Genomic DNA, 18,986 nt, shown 5'->3' with positions numbered 1-18,986 from the left:
GCCGATGCCGTCCAGGATCGAAACGCGGGATTTCCGTGGCCGCCCGGCGCTCTTCCTCGAGACGGCGAACGGCGCGCGCGCGGCCGTTTCGCCGTTCGGCGCGCAGGTGCTGTCGTGGACGCCAGCCAGTGGCGACGAACGCCTTTATCTGAGTCCCGCCGCGCGCTTCGACGCCGACACCCCGATCCGCGGCGGCATTCCGGTTTGCTTTCCGCAGTTCGGCTCGCTCGGGCGGCTGCCGAAGCACGGCATCGCGCGTACGCGGAGCTGGTCGGTGGCCGAGCATCGCGCCGAAGACGACTATGCGCTCGCGACGCTGCGGCTCACCGAAGACGACGACACCTGGGCGATCTGGCCGCAGAATTTCGCCGCCGAACTCACGGTCGTCATCGAAGGCGATCGCCTCGACGTCGAGTTCGAAGTCACGAACACCGGCCACGCGCCGTTCGCCTTCACGGCCGCGCTGCACACCTACCTGCGCGTGCATGAGGTCGAAAACGCGCGCCTCGAAGGCCTGTACGGGCACGAGTACCGCGACGCGGCAGACCATGACCGCATCAAGCACGACAGCGGGGACGTCCTCGTCGTCGGCGGGGAAACCGACCGCGTCTATCACGACGTGAAGCGGCCGCTGCTGTTGCGCGACGGCAGCCGCAGCCTCGGCATCAATGCGGAAGGCTTTCCCGACGTCGTCGTGTGGAACCCGTGGGAGCAGCGCTGCGCCGAACTGCCGGACATGCCGGCGAACGGATTCCGCCACATGCTCTGCGTCGAGGCCGCGGCGGTGCGACATCGCATCGAACTCGACGCGGGCGAGGACTGGGTCGGACGGCAGAGCCTGATCGCACTCTGACCCGTAGGCGTCGTCGCGCTCGACGCCGGCCCGCTGCTCGGAGTTTTCTCGCCGATCGCGAACGCGAGGACGCGTATCCGAACATCCGCCCCGCTTCCCGCCGACCGCGCTGTCCGCGAAACCCGCCCTTGCCCGTGCCTCCCCGATTAATGCACCATCCGGACCTTTTCCCAGCCCTGCCGGATTCCGCGCCGCAGCCATCGCCCATGCTCCCCCCGATCGAACACCGCATCGCCACCGAACTCGCCGCCCAACCCCGCCAGGTCGTCGCCGCGATCCAGCTCCTCGATGAAGGCGCGACCGTCCCGTTCATCGCCCGCTACCGCAAGGAAGCGACCGGCGGCCTCGACGACACGCAGTTGCGCAACCTCGAAGAGCGGCTCGGCTACCTGCGCGAACTCGAGAACCGCCGCGCCGCGGTGCTCGAATCGATCGCAGAGCAAGGCAAACTCACCGACGCTTTGAAGGCCGAAGTCCTTACGGCCGAGACGAAGCAGCGCCTCGAAGACCTCTACTTGCCGTACAAGCCCAAACGGCGGACGAAAGCCCAGATCGCCCGCGAGGCCGGCATCGAACCGCTCGCGACCGCCCTCCTCGCCGACGCGACGCTGAACCCGGAGGCCGAGGCGGCGGCATACCTCAACGCCGACGCCGGCTTCGCCGACACGAAAAGCGTGCTCGACGGCGCGCGCCAGATCCTCATCGAGCGCTTCGCCGAGGACGCCGAATTGCTCGGCGAGCTGCGCGAGTGGCTGCACGACAAGGGCGTCGTCGCCTCCACCGTCGTCGAAGGCAAGGAAACTGAGGGCGCGAAATTCCGCGACTGGTTCGACTTCCGCGAGCCGATCGCGACCCTGCCATCGCATCGTGCGCTGGCGCTGCTGCGCGGTCGCAACGAAGGCGTGCTGCGGCTCGCTCTGACCGTCGACCAGCCGGACCCCGACGCCCCCCACCCGTGCGAGACACGGATCGCCGCCCGTTTCCGTGTGCGCGACGAAGGCCGTCCGGCGGACCGCTGGCTGCGCGAGAGCGTCCGCTGGGCGTGGAACGTCAAGATCTCGCTGCACCTCGAGCTCGAACTGATGAACGAGCTGCGCGAGCGTGCCGAGGAGGAGGCGATCCGCGTGTTCGCGCGCAACCTCAAGGACCTGCTGCTCGCGGCCCCGGCCGGCGCGCGCTGCACGATGGGACTCGACCCCGGCATCCGCACCGGCGTGAAAGCCGCGGTGATCGACCCGACCGGCAAACTCGTCGAGACCGCGACGATCTATCCGTTCGAGCCTCGCCGCGACGTCGAGGGATCGCTCGCGACGCTCGCAGCGCTCGCGAAGAAGCACGGCGTCGATCTCGTCGCGATCGGCAACGGCACGGCGTCGCGCGAGACCGACAAGCTCGTCGCGGACCTGATGCAGGCCTTGCCGCAACTGCGGCTCACGCGCGTGACCGTGTCCGAGGCCGGTGCGTCGGTCTATTCTGCGTCCGAGCTCGCGGCCCGCGAATTCCCGGATCTCGACGTGTCGCTGCGCGGCGCGGTCTCGATCGCCCGGCGCCTGCAGGACCCGCTCGCCGAACTCGTGAAGATCGACCCGAAGTCGATCGGCGTCGGCCAGTACCAGCACGACGTCAACCAGTCGCGCCTCGCAAAGAGCCTCGACGCCGTCGTCGAGGACTGCGTGAACGCGGTCGGCGTCGACGTAAATACCGCGTCGGCGGCGCTGCTCGCGCGGATTTCCGGCCTGAATACGACGCTCGCGGGCAATATCGTCGAATTCCGCAACGCCAATGGCCCGTTCCGCAGCCGTGACGCGCTGAAGGCCGTTCCGCGCCTCGGCGCGAAGACCTTCGAACAGGCCGCGGGTTTCCTGCGCATCCCCAACAGCGACAACCCGCTCGACGCCTCGTCGGTGCACCCGGAAGCCTATCCGGTCGTCGAGCGGATTCTCGCAAAGGTCGCGCGCAACGTGCGCGAACTGATGGGCAACGCGACCTTCCTGAAGTCGCTCCGCCCCGAGGAGTTCACCGACGAACGCTTCGGCGTGCCGACCGTGCAGGACATCCTCGCGGAACTCGAAAAGCCGGGCCGCGACCCGCGGCCCGAGTTTCGCACCGCGACGTTCCGCGAAGGCGTCGAAACGCTGAAAGACCTCGCGCCGGGCATGATGCTCGAAGGCACGGTGACGAACGTCACGAACTTCGGGGCATTCGTCGATATCGGCGTCCACCAGGACGGCCTGGTCCATATCTCGGCGCTCGCCGACCGCTTCGTCAAGGACCCGCACAGCGTCGTCAAGGCCGGACAGGTCGTGAAGGTCAAGGTGCTGGAAGTCGATCTTCCGCGCAAGCGTATCGCCCTGACGATGCGGATGGGCGACGAACCGGCCCACGCTACGAGCGCTGCGCCGAGCGACGGCGCCCGCCGGCGGAACGATCCGAGGGCGGCATCGCAACCGCGACGCAACGGCGCCGACGCGCGCCGCGACAGCCGCGACAGCCGCAGCAACACGGCCGGCGGCGCGATGGCCGACGCGCTCGCACGCGCCCTGCGCAAATAGGACGGAAACGCGATGAACGCGACGATCTACGGAATCAGGAATTGCGACATGATGAAGAAGACGTTCACCTGGCTCGATGCGAACGGTGTCGCCTATTCGTTTCACGATTACCGCAAGTCCGGCGTCTCGCCCGAACTCCTCGCCCGCTGGTGCGACAAACTCGGGTGGCAGGCGCTGGTCAATACCCGCGGGACGACGTGGCGCAAGCTCGACCCGGCCGAACAGGCGGTGTCCGACACGGATGAAGCCATCGCCCTGATGGCGGCGCATCCGAGTCTGATCCGCCGCCCGGTCATCGAGACCGCGTCGGGCGAAATCCTCGCCGGCTTCGACCCCGCGCGACTCGGGACGGTTTTTGGCATTTCCGGAGCATCGGCATGAAAGCAGACCCCAGCTACGTTCGCCGCTTCCTGCTCGAAGACCTCGACATTCGCGGCGCCGTCGTGCGCCTCGCCGACGTCTGGCAGGCGCTGCAAGCGGGCCGGGACTATCCGGCCGAAGTGGCCCATCTGCTCGGCCAGATGAGCGCGGTGTCGGCGCTGATCGCGGCGAACCTGAAGCAGAACGGCCGGCTGACGTTCCAGATCCAGGGCCACGGCCCGGTCCGGCTGCTGGTCGTCGACTGCAACGAGGCGCTGAACCTGCGCGGTTTTGCCGGCCTCGGCGAAGACGCGCCGCTCCCCGCCGGCGGCGGCCTGTCGAATCTGGTCGGCGACGGCATCCTGCAGCTGACGCTCGACGTTGCGGGCATGGAGCAGCCGTACCGCAGCCTCGTGCCGCTCGACGGCGACAGCATCACCGCGACCTTCGAGCATTATCTGGCCCAGTCCGAACAGCAGCCCGCCGGCTTGTGGCTCGCCTGCGACGAGCGCAGCGCAGCCGGCCTGTTCCTGCAGAAACTCCCCGGAGCCGACGCCCGCGACGAGGACGGCTGGTCGCGCGTACACCAGCTCGCACACACGGTGCGCGCCGACGAGCTCCTCGAGCTTCCGCCGGAGATCCTGCTCGGCCGTCTCTTCGCGGAAGAAAAGGTGCGCCTGTTCGACCCGCGCCCGGTGACCCACGACTTCCCGCCCGACCGCGACAAGGTCATCGGCATGCTGCGCAGCCTCGGCGAGGCCGAAGTGCGACGCATCTACGCCGAGCACGGCGAACTCGTCGTGCGCGACGACCTCTCGAACCACGACTACCGTTTCGAACCCGACGAGATCGACGCGCTGTTCGCCTCCCATCCCGACCTCGGCACGCCGCCGCGTTCCGTTCACTGAATATTTTCGCGCGCGTTCCGCCCCCCTTCGGGGCGTCGACATTCGGGCAGCGCCGCGCCGCGCGGCACGGCGGCGGGGCAAACCGAGCCTTGCCCGAATTCCTCTGCGTCATTAGACTTCGTGCCTTTTAGGGTTGCCCCGTCCATGTCCGCCGTTCCGCCCGCTGCTCGCCCGATCGAGTTCCGCAATGCAACACTCGACGCGACCATCGCGGTGCTGCGCGAAACCGAGCCACCGAAGCTTGCGGACGCCTTGCATATGATGCTCGGCGGCATGCCCGACTTTTTCGCCGGCGAAGCGGCGGTCCTCGATTTCGGCGCGCTCGCCGAATTCCCGTCGCGCATCGACTGGCCCGGTCTGACGAGCCTCCTGCGCCGCTACCGGCTACAGCCGATGGGCGTGCGCAACCTGCCGCCGGAGCTCGCGGCGATGGCGCGCCAGGCCGGACTCGCGATTCTCGACGGCGCCGAACTCGGCGAACGTCAGGACGCGCCGCGGCCGGCGCCACAGCCCGTTCCCGAAGTCTGCGCGGAGCCAGCGCCGGTCGCGACGCCCGCGTTCCAGGCCGACACGCTCTTCATCGATCGCCCACTGCGCTCGGGCCAGCAGGTGTACGCCCGCGGCGGCGACATCGTGCTGCTCGCCGGCATGAGCAACGGCGCCGAAGTGATCGCGGACGGCAGCATCCACTGTTACGGGCCCCTGCGTGGACGGGCGCTCGCCGGTGCGCAGGGCAACGTCGCCGCCCGCATCGTCTCGACGAATTTCGGCCCGGAGATCGTCTCGATCGCGGGCGTCTATCGCACCTTCGAACAAGGCATTTCCCCCGCGGTCGCCGGCCGCACCGCGCACGTCCGCCTGCTCGCTGCCGGCACCGAACACAAACTTGACATCGAACCGCTGCAGCTCGACTGAGCGCGGCACAATCTTCAGAAAAAAAGGGCAAACCGTGACTCGAGTCGTCGTCGTGACATCAGGCAAAGGTGGCGTGGGCAAGACCACCACCAGTGCGGCATTTTCTTCCGGGCTCGCACTGCGCGGCTTCAAGACCGCGGTAATCGACTTCGATGTCGGGCTGCGCAACCTCGACCTGATCATGGGCTGCGAGCGCCGTGTCGTGTATGACCTCGTCAACGTCATCAACGGCGAAGCGAAGCTGAACCAGGCGCTGATCAAGGACAAGCACTGCGACAACCTCTTCGTGCTGCCCGCGTCGCAGACGCGCGACAAGGATGCGCTCACCGAGGAAGGCGTCGAGAAAGTGCTCGCGGAGCTCGCCCACATGGGCTTCGACTACGTCGTCTGCGACTCGCCGGCCGGAATCGAGCGCGGCGCCGTGCTCGCGCTGACCTTCGCCGACGAAGCGATCGTGACGACGAACCCCGAAGTCTCCTCGGTGCGCGACTCCGACCGCATCCTCGGCATCCTGCAGTCGAAGTCGCGGCGTGCGGCCGAGGGCAAGGAAGCGGTCAAGGAGCATCTGCTCGTGACCCGCTATTCGCCGAAGCGGGTCGACGATGGTGAGATGCTGTCGTACAAGGACGTGCAGGAACTGCTCCGTGTGCCGCTGATCGGCGTGATCCCTGAATCCGAATCCGTCCTGCAGGCGTCGAACCAGGGTACGCCGGCGATCCACCTCAAGGGCACCGACGTCGCCGAAGCGTATTCCGATGTCGTCGCGCGCTTCCTCGGCGAGGAGCGCAGCTTGCGCTTCGTCAATTACGAAAAGCCGGGGCTGATCAAGCGCCTCTTCGGAGGCAAGTGACATGTCGTTTCTTGCCCGCCTCTTCGGCGAGAAGAAGAAGACCGCCGAGATAGCCAAGAACCGCCTGTCACTGCTGATCGCACATGAGCGCAGCGGCGGAGGACCGACAGCGGATTTCCTGCCCGCCCTTCAGCGCGAGCTGATCGAAGTGATCTCGAAATACGTGTCGGTCAATGCCGACGACATCAAAGTGCATCTCGACAAGCAGGACAACGTCGAAGTCCTCGAAGTCAATATCGTTCTGCCCGAGCAGAACAGATAGCTCCCGGACCGGCGCCGACCGCGCGCGAACCCGCCTCCCGCAAGGCGGTCGGCGCGCGACCCGCATTTGCCGGTCTCACCTGCGCATGCCACAATTATTCCTTTCCTTTCCCCTGACCGAGCCATGAGCGACCAGAACAATAGCCACGCCGCCCCGCAGGACGAGAACCACATCATGGCCGAGCGGCGCGAGAAACTGGCGGCTTGGCGCGCGTCGGGTCGTGCGTTTCCGAACGATTTCTCGCGCGAGAACACCGCCGGCAAGCTCGACGAACTCTACGGCGACAAGGAAGGGGAAGAGCTCGAAGCGACGGCGATCGAAGTGAAGGTCGCCGGCCGCGTCATGCTCAAGCGCGTCATGGGCAAGGCGAGCTTCGTGACGATCCAAGACCTGTCCGGCCAGATCCAGTTGTACGTCACGCGCGACGCGGTCGGCGACGAGGTCTATGCCGACTTCAAGCACTGGGATATCGGCGACATCGTCGGCGCGGTCGGCACGCTGTTCAAGACGCGAACCGGCGAACTGTCCGTCAAGACGAACGAAATCCGGCTGCTGACGAAGAGCCTGCGGCCACTGCCCGACAAGTTTCACGGGCTGACCGACGTCGAGCAAAAGTACCGCCAGCGGCACGTAGACCTGATCATGAACGAGCAGGCGCGCTTCACCTTCGTCGCGCGCAGCCGCATGGTCCAGTCGATCCGCAACTACATGGTCGGCCACGGCTTCCTCGAAGTCGAAACGCCGATGATGCATCCGATCCCCGGGGGCGCGGCGGCGAAGCCTTTCACGACGCATCACAACGCGCTCGACATGGAGCTCTTCCTGCGCATCGCGCCGGAGCTCTACCTCAAGCGCCTCGTCGTCGGCGGCTTCGAGAAGGTTTTCGAGGTGAACCGCAACTTCCGCAACGAAGGGCTGAGTCCGCGGCACAACCCCGAGTTCACGATGATGGAGTTCTACGAGGCGTACGCAAACTACAAGAGCCTGATGAACTTCACCGAAGGGCTGCTGCGCCAGGCCGCGCGCGAAGCGCTTGGCACCGAGGTGTTCGTATACCAGGGACGCGAACTCGACCTCTCGAAGCCGTTCGCGCGGCTGACGATCGTCGAGGCGATCCACAAGTACCAGCCCGGTTTCTCGGTCGCGCAACTGAACGACGCCGACTGGCTGCGGGCGAAGCTCGCCGACCTGAAGGTCGCCCCGCGCGCCGGCGCCGGGCTCGGCTCGCTGCAACTCATGCTGTTCGAGGAAACGACCGAGGCCGAGTTGTGGGAGCCGACCTTCATCGTGGACTACCCTGCCGAAGTGTCGCCGCTCGCGCGCCGTAACGACGCGAACCCGGAGATCACCGAACGGTTCGAACTCTTCATCGTCGGCCGCGAGATCGCGAACGGCTTTTCCGAGCTGAACGACCCGGAAGACCAGGCGGCGCGCTTCCTCGATCAGGTCAAGGCGAAGGAAGCCGGCGACGAGGAAGCGATGTTCTTCGACGCCGACTACATCCGCGCGCTCGAATACGGGTTGCCGCCGACCGGCGGCTGCGGCATCGGCATCGACCGCCTCGTGATGCTGCTGACCGACAGCCCGAGCATCCGCGACGTAATCCTGTTCCCGCAGATGCGGATGGAGTGACATCGCGCCACCGCTGCTGTGATCGAGGCGCCGCAAGGCGCCTCGTCGTTTCCGGAGCCTCCCGCCGTGCCGATCGAACCCGCCCGCCTTTCCTTCGCCGATGACGGCACGCCGCGCTCCGAAGCCTTCGGCGACGTGTACCACACGCGCTACGGCGGCCTCGACCAGGCGCGCTTCGTGTTCCTTGCCGGCAACGGGCTGCCCGAGCGGTGGCGCCGGCGCGGGCGCTTCACGATCGTCGAGACCGGCTTCGGCCTCGGGCTGAACTTCCTCGCGACGTGGTCGGCGTGGCGCGCGGATCCCGAGCGGTGCGAACGCCTGCATTTCGTCTCCGCGGAGCTCCATCCTTTCACACGCGACGACCTCGCGACGCTGCACGCGCGCTGGCCCGAGTTCGGAGCGCTCGCGGAGGAACTGCGCGCGCAGTGGCCGCCGCTGACGCCGGGCGTCCACCGCCTGCATCTCGACGGCGGCCACATTATCCTGACGCTGCTCTTCGGCGATGCGCGCGACCTGCTGCCGCAACTTTGCTGCCGCGCCGACGCGTTCTATCTCGACGGCTTCTCGCCCGCGCGCAATCCCGAACTGTGGTCCGACGCGTTGCTCGCGGAACTCGACCGGCTCGCGTCGCCAGACGCGACGCTGGCGACCTGGTCGGTCTCCGGCGCGGTGCGCCGCGGACTCGCGCAGGCCGGCTTCGACTGCGAAAAGGTGGAGGGTTTCGGCGGCAAACGAGAGATGTGCCGCGCCCGACGCGCGAAATCCGCCGGCCCACAACCCGACGTCACGTCCACGCGTGCCGCCCGTCATGCGATCGTCATCGGCGCGGGGCTCGCCGGCACGAGCGTCGCCGAACGTCTCGCCGCGCGAGGGTGGCGCGTCGACGTCATCGACGAGGCGAACGCGCCCGGGCAAGGGGCCTCGGGGAACCTCACCGGCGTGCTTCGGCCGCTGCCGAGCCTCGATGACAACCGGCTCGCGCGAATCACCCGGGCCGGTGCACTGTACGGACTGCGTCACCTGCGGCACCTGAGCGATCTCGGCCTGCCCGTGCGGTGGGACGCCTGCGGCGTGCTGCATCTCGCCCGCGACCCGATCCATGAAGGCAAGCAGCGACGCGTCGTCGAAGTCCAGCAGCCGCCCGCCGACTACCTGTGCTTCGTCGACCGCGACGAGGCCTCGGCGCTCGCCCGCTGGCCGCTGGCCGTCGGCGGCTGGTGGTTTCCGCAAGGCGCCTGGGTCAGCCCACCGACCCTGTGCGCGGCCAACCTCGTCGCCTGGCCGGAGCGCATCAGGAGCCATTTCGGACGGCGGATGCAGCGCATCGAACCGACCGGCGACGGGTGGACGGCCTTCGACGATCAGGGGAATCCGATCGCGAACGCGCCCGTCGCGATCCTCGCGAACGGCGCGGCGATCACCTCCGTCCCCGAAGCCCGCGCATTGCCCGTTCGCAGCGCACGCGGCCAGGTCACCCATCTCGCCGCCGCAAGCGGAAGCGCGCCGAGCATCGTCGTTTGCCGGCTCGGCTACGTGAGTCCGTCCGTCGACGGCGTTCGCTGCGCCGGTGCGACCTTCGCGATAAACGACGACGAACCGGCGCTGCGCGGCGAGGACCATCGCGAGAATCTTGCGAAGCTCGACTTCATCCTTCCCGGCTACGCCGCGGATCTCGTGCACGGCGAGATCGGCGGCCGGGTCGGCTTCCGCCCCGCGTCTCCCGACCGGCTGCCGATGATCGGCGCGATTCCTGCGGGTTCGCCCGTGAGCGGCGATACGCCGCTGGCCGCGATCCCCCGGCTTCCGGGCCTTTACGCAATCAGCGGCTTCGGTGCGCGCGGGCTCGTCTGGGCGAGTCTCGCCGGCGAGCTTCTCGCGAGCCGGCTCGAAGGCGATCCGCTGCCGCTCGAACGCGACCTGGTCGACGCGCTCGACCCGGCCCGCTTCCTCCTCAAACCGGTACGCCGCTTCGATACCGGAAACTGAGCAGCCGCGTTGCCGAAATACCCTGGTCACGGATTCTTGTACAGAGATCATGGTATTTTCGCCCTCGGTTGCCATCGGTATGATTCTCCGCAGTTCAATAACGCGCGAATCGCAGAAGACGAGCAAGCGCGACAGGGACGGCAAAAAAAACCGGCAGAGAGTCGTCGTCCAACAAGAATGTGGTCCGCGACGATACGGGTCTGATGGATCGAAAAGCGGGTCGGAGGAGACAGCCCTATTCCGCGAACGGCGCGTATCGGCAATGCCGGACGCGCCTTCGAATTTGTCAGCCGGCTAGCCCTGCCTACTGGACAGTTGCTTACGGACCTTGCATATTGCGGTTGTCTGGCCATCCTGGCACGGGTCCGGTTTTCGTGAGCCACGCACGGCGCACGACAAGTGGGGATTTAATGACTTACGAGAGGGAGCGAGTCGCACCGGCGCGACCCGATGAACCGTCCCCGCGTGGCGCATCGTCGAACCCGGTAGTCGACTCGATGCTCGTCGAAAGCAACGACGAACTGCTCGCCCTGCTCGACACGGCGGGGACCGTGCTCCGTATCAATGTGTCGCAGGCGGCGCTCTTCGGTCTTCCGGCATCCGCCCTCGTCGGAAAACCGTTCTGGTCCGAGCCGCTTTGGCACGATTGCTGCAATCTCGGCACTGAAAGCATTCGGCATGCGATCCAGGACGCCGAACGCGACGGCAAAGCCCGGCTCCGCGGACAACTGACGGGCACGACGGGCCAGGAGCGCAGCATCGAGCTGACCTTCAAGCGCATACCCGCACCGGGCGGCGACGCCTGGATAACGGTGACCGGCCTTGTCGATGTCGTCGCGTGCGATGTTGCCGACGCGCGTGTGTGTCGTCTGTCGCGACTCTATGCCGCGATCTCCGAAACCAACGCCGCGATGCTGCGAAGCGCCGGCCCGGAAGACGTTTACCGCACGGTCTGCGCGGCATGCGTCAAGCATTGCGGCTACTGGCTCGCGTGGATCGGCATCTGCGACCCGGTCAGCAATCGCATCGTTCCGGTCGAGTCCGCCGGTCGCGCGGCCGCCTGGCTCGAAGGCGCCCTCGTCACCACCGACGTCAGCTGCACCGAAGGCCAGAGCCCGTGCAGCACCGCTTATCACGAGCAGCGGGTGTGCCGGGTCTCGGACCTGCGCACCGCGCCCGACCTCGCCCCGTGGCAGCGCACGCTGGTCGCCCGCGGCCTGACCTATGCGATCGCGCTTCCGCTGCGGCGCGGCGGAGCGCCGTTCGGAACGCTCGCCGTGTATGGCGACGACGATCAGTTTGTCGACGACGAAGCGGTCAAATTGCTCGAGGAGATGGCCGACAACATTTCGTTCGCGCTCGACCACTTCGATCGCGAAGCGCTGCGGCAGCAGGCCGAACTGGCGCTGCGCGAAAGCGAGGCCCGCTTGCATGAGGCGCAGGCGGTCGGCCGCATCGGTGACTGGGAGCTCGACCGCGACGTCGGCGGCATGACCTGGTCGCCTCAGCTGTTCCATCTTTTCGAACGGCCTCTCGCGCTGGGTGCCCCCGACCTCGAGGAGGCGCTCGCGTACTACGGCGCCGAATGCGTCGAGCAAACGCGCAAGCAATTTCAGCACGCGATCGACAGCGGCGAGCGCTGCAAGCTCGAGCAGGTCGTGCACCTCGCCTCGGGCTCGACCCGCTATCACGTCACCGAAATCGTCCCGCTCAAGGATGACGCGGGGCGTGTATTCAAGCTTTTCGGCACCGTCCAGGACATCACCGAGCGCAAGCTCGCCGAGCAGGAATTGCTGAAGAAGACCCGCGAAATCGAGGACCTGTACCAAAACGCGCCCTGCGGCTACCACTCTCTCGACTCCGAGGGACGCATCATCCAGATCAACGACACGGAGTTGAACTGGCTGGGCTACACGCGCGAGGAAGTCGTCGGCAAGATCGCCCTGCCCGATATCCTGGCACCCGAATCCCGGGCGGCTTTCGAAGGAAATTTCTCGCTCTTCAAACGCGGCGGGGTTCTCAACAACCTCGAACTCGACTTCCTCCGCAAGGACGGAAGCACCTTCCCGGTGCTGCTGACCTCGACCGCCGTGTTCGATCCCGGCGGCAACTTCCTCGCGAGCCGCACCATGCTGTCCGACAACTCGGCACGAAAGCAGCTCGAGCGCGAGCGCAGCACGCATTCGGCGCGCCTCGCGGACCTGTCCCGGCACATGGTCGATGTGCAGGAGAACGAGCGCCGCAAGCTCGCCGGCGAGCTCCACGACCGCGCCAGCCCGAACCTCGCCGCGCTGCAGCTGACCCTGTCGAATATCGCGCGGGCGCTGCCGTCCAACGTGCTGAACGAAGTCGAAGCGCTGCTCGACGACGCGCAGGCCCTGCTGCTCGACACGACGACCGGCATTCGCGACATCTGCACGGACCTGCGCCCCGCGACCCTCGATTACGCGGGCCTGATTCCGGCGCTGCACGACTACGCGCAGCAGTTCGGCCACCGCACGGGGATCGCGGTCCATATGAGGACGGATTCGTTCAACGCGCAACTGCCCCCCAATATCCAGTCCCTGCTCTTCCGCATCGTGCAGGAAGCGCTGACGAACTGCGCGAAGCACGCGCAAGCCGGCACGATCCGCGTCGAGTTGACGAACAGCCCGGCGCGGGTCGAGATGACGATCATCGACGACGGCATCGGCTTCGAACTCCAACAACTCGGCGAAAGCGGAAACACGCCCGGGCTCGGCCTGATCACGATGAAGGAACGGGCGGAATTCGCGGGCGGACGCTTCACCATCAAATCGCACCCCAGCAGCGGGACGGAAATCACAGTGACCTTCGACAACTACACGGTAAATGCACAGTGGACAGCTACACCCTTGCGTCGCGCCACGGATCGCGCGGGACTGATCGGGACGGGATCACGATGACCACGCGCCTCGTACTCGCCGACGACCATCAGATGTTCCGGCACGCGCTGCGCGCGATGCTCGAAAAACAACCCGGCATGAAGATCGTCGGCGAAGCCAGCAACGGCGACGAGCTGATCGACATCGTCACCCACCAGCCGGTCGACATCGTCTGCGTCGACATCGGCATGCCCGGAATGAACGGCATCGAAGCGACGCGGCGCCTGATGGCGCTCAGGCCGCAGATCAAGGTCATCGGCCTGTCGGCGTTTTCGGACCGCCAGTTCGTGCTCGACCTGCTCAACGCCGGCGCGACCGGCTACGTGACCAAGGCCGAAGCCGGCGAAGAACTGCTGCGCGCGATCCAGACCGTGCAGCTCGGAAAGACCTACCTGTGCCCCGACGTCGCGGCCACGGTGACGAGCGCCCTGCTCGACAACTCGCCGAACGACATCTCGGCACCGCGGATCACGGCGCGCGAGCGCCAGGTGCTGCAGCTGATCGCGGAAGGTCACACGTCGGCGCGCATCGCCGATCGCCTGCATCTCGCCCCGTCGACCGTCGAGGTCCACCGCCGGAACATCATGCGGAAACTCGATCTGCATAGCGTCGCCGAATTGACGAAATATGCCATTCGCAGCGGCATCACTTCGATTACCGGCTGATATGACAATTCTGCGTTTGAATACCCCATTTTGGGGAATTAAAACACGCTAAAGGATGTATGGGCGGACGCGATCAGGACACGTAGCATTCCGTCACCCCGGGAGCACGTGGAACTGCCCGATCGGGTCGCGTAGCTCGAGCGAATACGAACCCGATGGAGGCGAGAGGGAGAGGGGACCTGCCGCGGACTCAGCAAGATCGAATGGAGAAAATCCAGGGGGACAGCTCGTTTCGACGAGACTTACGCACTTCTGCCATTAGGGAATCAAAGATGAATACTCTGCCTTCCGTACAGAAAATGACCCAGGCCGCCGCTGACAACATGCAGATGTTCCAGTCGTATGCGGACATCATGCTGAATGCCTCCGAGCGGCTGGTTTCGCTCAACATCGAGGCCGCCCGTGCGGCGTGCTCGCTCGCTTCCTCGAACGTCCCCGTCTCGGGCGACGATTTCCGCGACCAGCTCGCCTCCCGCACCGACATGCAAAACAAGGGGCTCGAGCAGGCCACCGACTACTTCCGCAACCTGAACGAACTCTGCATCCAGACCCAGTCGGAAGTCTCGGAACTCAACACCCGCCGTCTGAACCAGATGACCGAATCGATCCAGGCGCAGCTCGACAACCTCGCCAAGTCCGGCCCGACCGGCACGGCGGACTTCGTCTCCGCGATGAAAACGGCGATGAGCAACGCCGCCGCGGCTTACGAGAGTTTTGTCCGGACGTCCCGCGACGTCGCTGAAAACAACCTCGCGGCTGCGAGCAATGCTCTGCAACCGATGGTCGCCGCCAGCAAGGCATCGCGCAAGGCGGCCTGATCGAAGTCGTACCGGCTCAGTGCGAAGCCCCGGGACTCCCCCGGGGCTTTTTTTCGTTCACACGTAGCGTCCCACGCGCGCGAGCACGCGGTCCCGCCCGAGCACTTCGAGTACCGCATCGATTGACGGCGTCTGCGGCACGCCGAGCGTCGCGACGCGCAGCGGGATCGCCACCTGCGGCATCTTCAGTCCGCATTCGGCCATCGTGTCCTTGATTGCTTGGCTGATCGCCGCCTTTTCCCACGCAGCAGTGGCGAGCCGCGCCTTCAGGCTGGCGAGCGCCGCCTTCGCCGAGTCCGTGAGGTGCTGGGCGACGAGCTCCGCCGCCGGGTGGACCTCCGTGCAGTACAGTTCCGCGGCGTCGGCGAGTTCGTTGAGGTTCGCGACGCGCTCCTTGTAGAGCGCGACGATCGATTCCAGCGCGGGCCCCGCCTCGGGGTCGACGCCGCGTTTCGCCAGCCGGTTCGCGACGTCGGCCGCGAGGCGCGCGTCGTCGGCCTGCTTGATGTAGTGCGCGTTGAGCCAGTTCAGCTTTTCGGTGTTGAACTGGGCCGCCGACGGCGTGATGTGATCGAGGTCGAACCACTCGACGAACTGCTCGCGCGAGAAGATCTCGTCGTCGCCGTGGCTCCAGCCGAGGCGCGCGAGGTAGTTGATGACCGCCTCCGGCAGGTAGCCGTCGTCGAAGTACTGCATCACGCTGACCGCACCGTGGCGCTTCGACAGCTTCGTGCCGTCGTCGCCGAGGATCATCGACAGGTGCGCGTAGAGCGGCACGTCCGCGCCGAGCGCTTTCAGGATGTTGATCTGGCGCGGCGTGTTGTTGACGTGGTCGTCGCCGCGGATCACGTGCGTGATTCCCATGTCGCGGTCGTCGACGACGACGCAGAAGTTGTACGTCGGAGTGCCGTCGGCGCGTGCGATCACGAGGTCGTCGAGTTCCGCGTTCGCGATCTCGATGCGCCCCTTCACGAGGTCGTCCCACGCGACGACGCCGTCGACGGGGTTGCGGAAGCGAACGACCGGCGCCACGCCTTCGGGCGGGACGGGCACCACCTTGCCCGGCTCGGGACGCCAGCGTCCGTCGTAGCGCGGCTTTTCACCGCGCGCGCGCTGCTCCTCGCGCATGCGTTCGAGTTCGTCGGGCGCCGTGTAGCACAGATAGGCGGTACCGGCGGCGAGCATTTCCTGGATCACCGCCTTGTAGCGATCCATCCGCTGCATCTGGTAGAACGGCCCCTCGTCCGCGTCGAGCCCGAGCCAGCTCATGCCGTCGAGGATGGCCTGCACCGCCTCGGGCGTCGAACGCGCGACATCGGTGTCCTCGATGCGCAGGATGAAAGTCCCTTCGTGCCGGCGCGCGTACGCCCACGAAAACAGCGCGGTGCGGGCGCCGCCGATATGAAGGTAGCCGGTCGGGCTCGGAGCGAAACGTGTACGGACGTTGGAAGCCATCGGATACGGGACTGGGAAGGTTCGAAAGCGGCGGATTTTACGCCATCGTCCCGCCCTTCCCTACCCCGCCGCGGTCCTGACATGGAAGCGCGCAAACAAAAAACCCCGAAGCGCGAACGTTCGGGGTTTCGGACCTGGTGGGCGGTACTGGGATCGAACCAGTGACCCCTGCCGTGTGAAGGCAGTGCTCTACCGCTGAGCTAACCGCCCTGGGGCTGATATCTTCGACGCTGACTGGTGGGCGGTACTGGGATCGAACCAGTGACCCCTGCCGTGTGAAGGCAGTGCTCTACCGCTGAGCTAACCGCCCCCCGGGCGAAGAGGCCGAATTGTAGAAGGAGGTCGATTCGCTCGTCAAGGCGGCAAACATTACTGCCCTGGTTCGATGCGGGGCGATCGGGCAGTCGCCGCGCGCGCCCCGGGTCGGCCCTCATGCGGCCTTCGACAGCTCGGGCCGCCGCTCTTCCATCTGCTTCGCGACGGGCCGCAGGTCGCATTTTTCGTCGATGATCTTCGGAAACAGTTCCTCCTCTTCCTCTTTCACGTGATGCCGGACGTACTCGCCGAGCACGATGACCTTGGCGTCGAAAAGCTCGTCCTCGGGCGCCATCTCCGCGATCTGCGCGATCAGGTCTTTCGCGCTCGCGTGCTCGACCGTGGCTTCATCGAGGAGCTTGCCGAACTTCTCCGGCGAGATCTCGCGCACCGCCGGATAGAACAGTTCCTCCTCGAGCGCCGCGTGCACCGCGAGTTCGTTGCAGACGGTGATCGCGATCCGCTGCTTCTCTTCCGACGACTTCGCCTTCTCGAAATCCTTGAAGAGCTTGTCGACCTTGCGGTGGTCCTCGAGCAGCGCGCCGAGCGCCTCCTTCTGTCCGGTGGGCAAACTTGACTTGTTCATCTGCGACTCCATCGAAGTTGAGTAATCGGGCGGCCGCGGTAACGGCCGGTGAAGCGACGGGTCGGTTTTAGCAAGGGCAGTGCCCGCGGCGGCAGCCATGCCCGGCGCACGATGACGTCATTGGAGCTTCGTCACCATGAGGTAAAAGATACCGACGAATGCAAGAAATGCCGGTATGCCGAGCGCAAACCACATGCGGAACAGCCGCCAGTAGCGCGGCGGCAGAGGATGGCCGTTGCGGGCCGCTTCGTCCGCGACGTCGCGCAGGCGGATCTGGAGATGGACGACGGGCAGCCAGCAGGCGATCGCGACGACATACAGCGCGATCGACCACTTCAGCCAGAAGCTCGACAGCGACAGGCCGCCGAGATGGATCAACCAGAAGCCGGTGAGCGGCTGCAGCACCACGGTCGTGGATGTGAAGAGCCAATCGGCGATGACGACGTTGCGCGCGACCGCGGCGACAACGACCGGGTCGCGCCCGAGGGTCGACGTGAGAAGGTAGAACGCGCTGCCGATCCCCGTCCCGAACAGGATCGTCGACGTCAGGACATGCAGCCATTTCACGATCACGTATTCCATCTGCGCGACTCCAGTTCGTACAGCAGCCAGATCACGGCGAGCATGGGCACGTTCTTGGAAATCGGCCCGTACGGATGCAGCCAGAATTCGGGCAGCTTCAACGTGATGATCAGCATGTAGCCGACGATCAGCGCGACCTGCGCCTGCCACACCAAGCCCCGGCGATACGAGAACAGCGTCAGCGCGCCGAGCACGAGATCGAGCACGGCCGCGCCATAGAGGGCAGCAGGACGCAGCGCCGCGGGAACGCCGGCCTCGGCGAGCAGCGCGTAGCTCGCTTCGACCGGATAGACGCCGAGCGACACGATCGCGGTCAGGATCCAGACGAATGCGATGCTCAGGCGCAGTACCGGCAGCAGCCACCCGAGCTGCGCCCGCAGGCGGAGCGGCTCGGCGAGCGCGGGCGGAACGAAGTCGGCGACGGGCCGCGGATCGCGGCCGAGCACGTCGCGCATTGCGCGCGCGTCGGCGGTGTTGCCGCGCCGGAGCATCTGCAGCGTTTCGGTGTCGAGGAACGCACCCGGCAGATGTCCGGCGAGTGTCGCGCCGAGTGTCGTCAGGCTGTCGGGAACCGGCAGGAAGCGCGGCGCGCGGCGAATCCCGATCGCCGTCCGCAGCGACGCCAGAAACGATCGCAAGGTCAGCGCGTGCGGGCCGACCACGGCGAGGCGCACACCCGATTCGGCAAGCGTGTCGGTCGCGCCGACGAGACGGGCGACCGCGTCGGCGACGTCATCGACATGCACCGGCTGCACGCACTGGTCGCCGCGCCCGGGCAGCGGAATCAGCGGTAGCGACGCCATCGTGCCGAACATCCGCGCGCTCGCGCCGTCCAGGCCGAACACCAGCGACGGCTGCACGATCGTCGAACGCACCGGCAGGCTCCTGAGGTGGTCGTCCGCCGTGCGCTTGCTGAGGTGATAGCGGCTTTGCGCCGCCTCGTCGGCGCCGAGCGCGGAAATCTGGATCACGTGCCGCACTCCGGCCGTCGCGCACGCCGAAAACAGCGCCGATGGCGCGCGCGTATGCAGGACGTCGAAACTCTGTCCGGGCGCTTCCCTCAGGATGCCGACCGCGTTGATGACGACATCGATGCCGGCGAGCAGCGGCAGCCAGCGTTCGGGCTCGGTCGCACGGTTGAAGTCGATCGCCGCATAGTCGAACGCCGGGCGGCGCTCGCGGGCGGAATCGGGATTGCGTACCGCGCAGGTCAACCGGTGCCCGTCGGCGGCCAGCCGGTCGGCGATGTGGCCGCCGAGGAAGCCGGTCGCGCCAGTGATCAAAATCTTCATGGCCTATCCCAAACTTTTCGACCGGCCGCCGCTTCTTACGTACACCGATTTC

Annotated in this window: 16 protein-coding genes and 2 tRNA genes; 12 read left to right on the top strand and 6 right to left on the bottom strand. The window is 66.5% G+C overall.

Features of this window, described 5'->3' with window-relative positions; genetic code table 11:
* Positions 1–4: 4 nt before the first annotated feature.
* The 12 genes from V6M37_RS16855 to V6M37_RS16800 all read left to right on the top strand — a co-directional run bounded on the left by V6M37_RS16855 (position 5) and on the right by V6M37_RS16800 (position 14,704).
* A complete protein-coding gene (locus V6M37_RS16855; RefSeq protein WP_332675268.1) occupies positions 5–853 on the top strand; it encodes a D-hexose-6-phosphate mutarotase in 849 nt (282 codons plus the stop codon).
* 206 nt (positions 854–1,059) lie between these two features.
* The gene (locus V6M37_RS16850) at positions 1,060–3,405 is read left to right on the top strand and encodes a Tex family protein (RefSeq protein ID WP_332675266.1); all 2,346 of its coding nucleotides are present in this window, start codon (positions 1,060–1,062) and stop codon (positions 3,403–3,405) included.
* Positions 3,406–3,417: 12 nt separating this feature from the next.
* On the top strand, positions 3,418–3,786 hold the full coding sequence (locus tag V6M37_RS16845; RefSeq protein ID WP_332675263.1) for an ArsC family reductase: 369 nt from the start codon (positions 3,418–3,420) through the stop codon (positions 3,784–3,786).
* The gene (gene hslO / locus V6M37_RS16840) at positions 3,783–4,673 is read left to right on the top strand and encodes an Hsp33 family molecular chaperone HslO (protein WP_332675261.1); all 891 of its coding nucleotides are present in this window, start codon (positions 3,783–3,785) and stop codon (positions 4,671–4,673) included. The genes V6M37_RS16845 and hslO overlap by 4 nt, the downstream gene beginning before the upstream one ends.
* Positions 4,674–4,817: 144 nt before the next feature.
* Complete coding sequence (gene minC, locus V6M37_RS16835) at positions 4,818–5,588, top strand: septum site-determining protein MinC (RefSeq protein ID WP_332675259.1); 771 nt, start codon at positions 4,818–4,820, stop codon at positions 5,586–5,588.
* A 34-nt stretch (positions 5,589–5,622) separates the two neighbouring features.
* A complete protein-coding gene (gene minD / locus V6M37_RS16830; protein WP_332675257.1) occupies positions 5,623–6,438 on the top strand; it encodes a septum site-determining protein MinD in 816 nt (271 codons plus the stop codon).
* Position 6,439: 1 nt separating this feature from the next.
* On the top strand, positions 6,440–6,700 hold the full coding sequence (minE, locus tag V6M37_RS16825; RefSeq protein WP_332675255.1) for a cell division topological specificity factor MinE: 261 nt from the start codon (positions 6,440–6,442) through the stop codon (positions 6,698–6,700).
* Positions 6,701–6,823: 123 nt separating this feature from the next.
* Positions 6,824–8,332, top strand: coding sequence for a lysine--tRNA ligase (gene lysS, locus V6M37_RS16820; RefSeq protein ID WP_332675253.1), 1,509 nt, complete (start codon positions 6,824–6,826; stop codon positions 8,330–8,332).
* Between the two features lie 66 nt (positions 8,333–8,398).
* Positions 8,399–10,318, top strand: coding sequence for a bifunctional tRNA (5-methylaminomethyl-2-thiouridine)(34)-methyltransferase MnmD/FAD-dependent 5-carboxymethylaminomethyl-2-thiouridine(34) oxidoreductase MnmC (gene mnmC / locus V6M37_RS16815; protein WP_332675251.1), 1,920 nt, complete (start codon positions 8,399–8,401; stop codon positions 10,316–10,318).
* Between the two features lie 497 nt (positions 10,319–10,815).
* Positions 10,816–13,242, top strand: coding sequence for a PAS domain-containing protein (locus V6M37_RS16810; protein ID WP_332675249.1), 2,427 nt, complete (start codon positions 10,816–10,818; stop codon positions 13,240–13,242).
* Positions 13,239–13,886 (top strand): response regulator transcription factor, encoded by a 648-nt coding sequence (locus tag V6M37_RS16805; protein ID WP_332675247.1) that lies wholly within the window; start codon positions 13,239–13,241, stop codon positions 13,884–13,886. Before V6M37_RS16810 ends, V6M37_RS16805 begins: the two co-directional genes overlap by 4 nt.
* A 203-nt stretch (positions 13,887–14,089) precedes the next feature.
* The gene (locus V6M37_RS16800) at positions 14,090–14,704 is read left to right on the top strand and encodes a phasin family protein (protein WP_332675245.1); all 615 of its coding nucleotides are present in this window, start codon (positions 14,090–14,092) and stop codon (positions 14,702–14,704) included.
* Between the two features lie 57 nt (positions 14,705–14,761).
* Here V6M37_RS16800 and gltX read toward each other — a convergent pair whose 3' ends face one another.
* The 6 genes from gltX to V6M37_RS16770 form a co-directional block, all read right to left on the bottom strand.
* On the bottom strand, positions 14,762–16,159 hold the full coding sequence (gene gltX / locus V6M37_RS16795) for a glutamate--tRNA ligase (RefSeq protein WP_332675243.1): 1,398 nt from the start codon (positions 16,157–16,159) through the stop codon (positions 14,762–14,764).
* Between the two features lie 135 nt (positions 16,160–16,294).
* Positions 16,295–16,369: transfer RNA gene (locus V6M37_RS16790), tRNA-Val, on the bottom strand.
* A 25-nt stretch (positions 16,370–16,394) separates the two neighbouring features.
* Positions 16,395–16,469: transfer RNA gene (locus V6M37_RS16785), tRNA-Val, on the bottom strand.
* A 120-nt stretch (positions 16,470–16,589) separates the two neighbouring features.
* Entirely contained in the window at positions 16,590–17,060 is a 471-nt protein-coding gene (locus tag V6M37_RS16780) for a hemerythrin domain-containing protein (protein WP_332675241.1), read from the bottom strand.
* A 117-nt stretch (positions 17,061–17,177) separates the two neighbouring features.
* Positions 17,178–17,642, bottom strand: coding sequence for a DUF2269 family protein (locus V6M37_RS16775; RefSeq protein ID WP_332675239.1), 465 nt, complete (start codon positions 17,640–17,642; stop codon positions 17,178–17,180).
* Positions 17,630–18,934: an NAD(P)H-binding protein gene (locus V6M37_RS16770; protein WP_332675238.1), complete on the bottom strand. Its 1,305-nt coding sequence runs from the start codon at positions 18,932–18,934 to the stop codon at positions 17,630–17,632. The genes V6M37_RS16775 and V6M37_RS16770 overlap by 13 nt, the downstream gene beginning before the upstream one ends.
* Positions 18,935–18,986: the final 52 nt, after the last annotated feature.

Origin of the sequence: Aromatoleum sp. (assembly GCF_036675785.1) — a bacterium.
In the GTDB taxonomy this organism is placed as follows: Bacteria; Pseudomonadota; Gammaproteobacteria; order Burkholderiales; family Rhodocyclaceae; genus Aromatoleum.
Note: the sequence above shows the minus strand (reverse complement) of the source record. Positions and strands in the feature narration are given on the sequence as shown.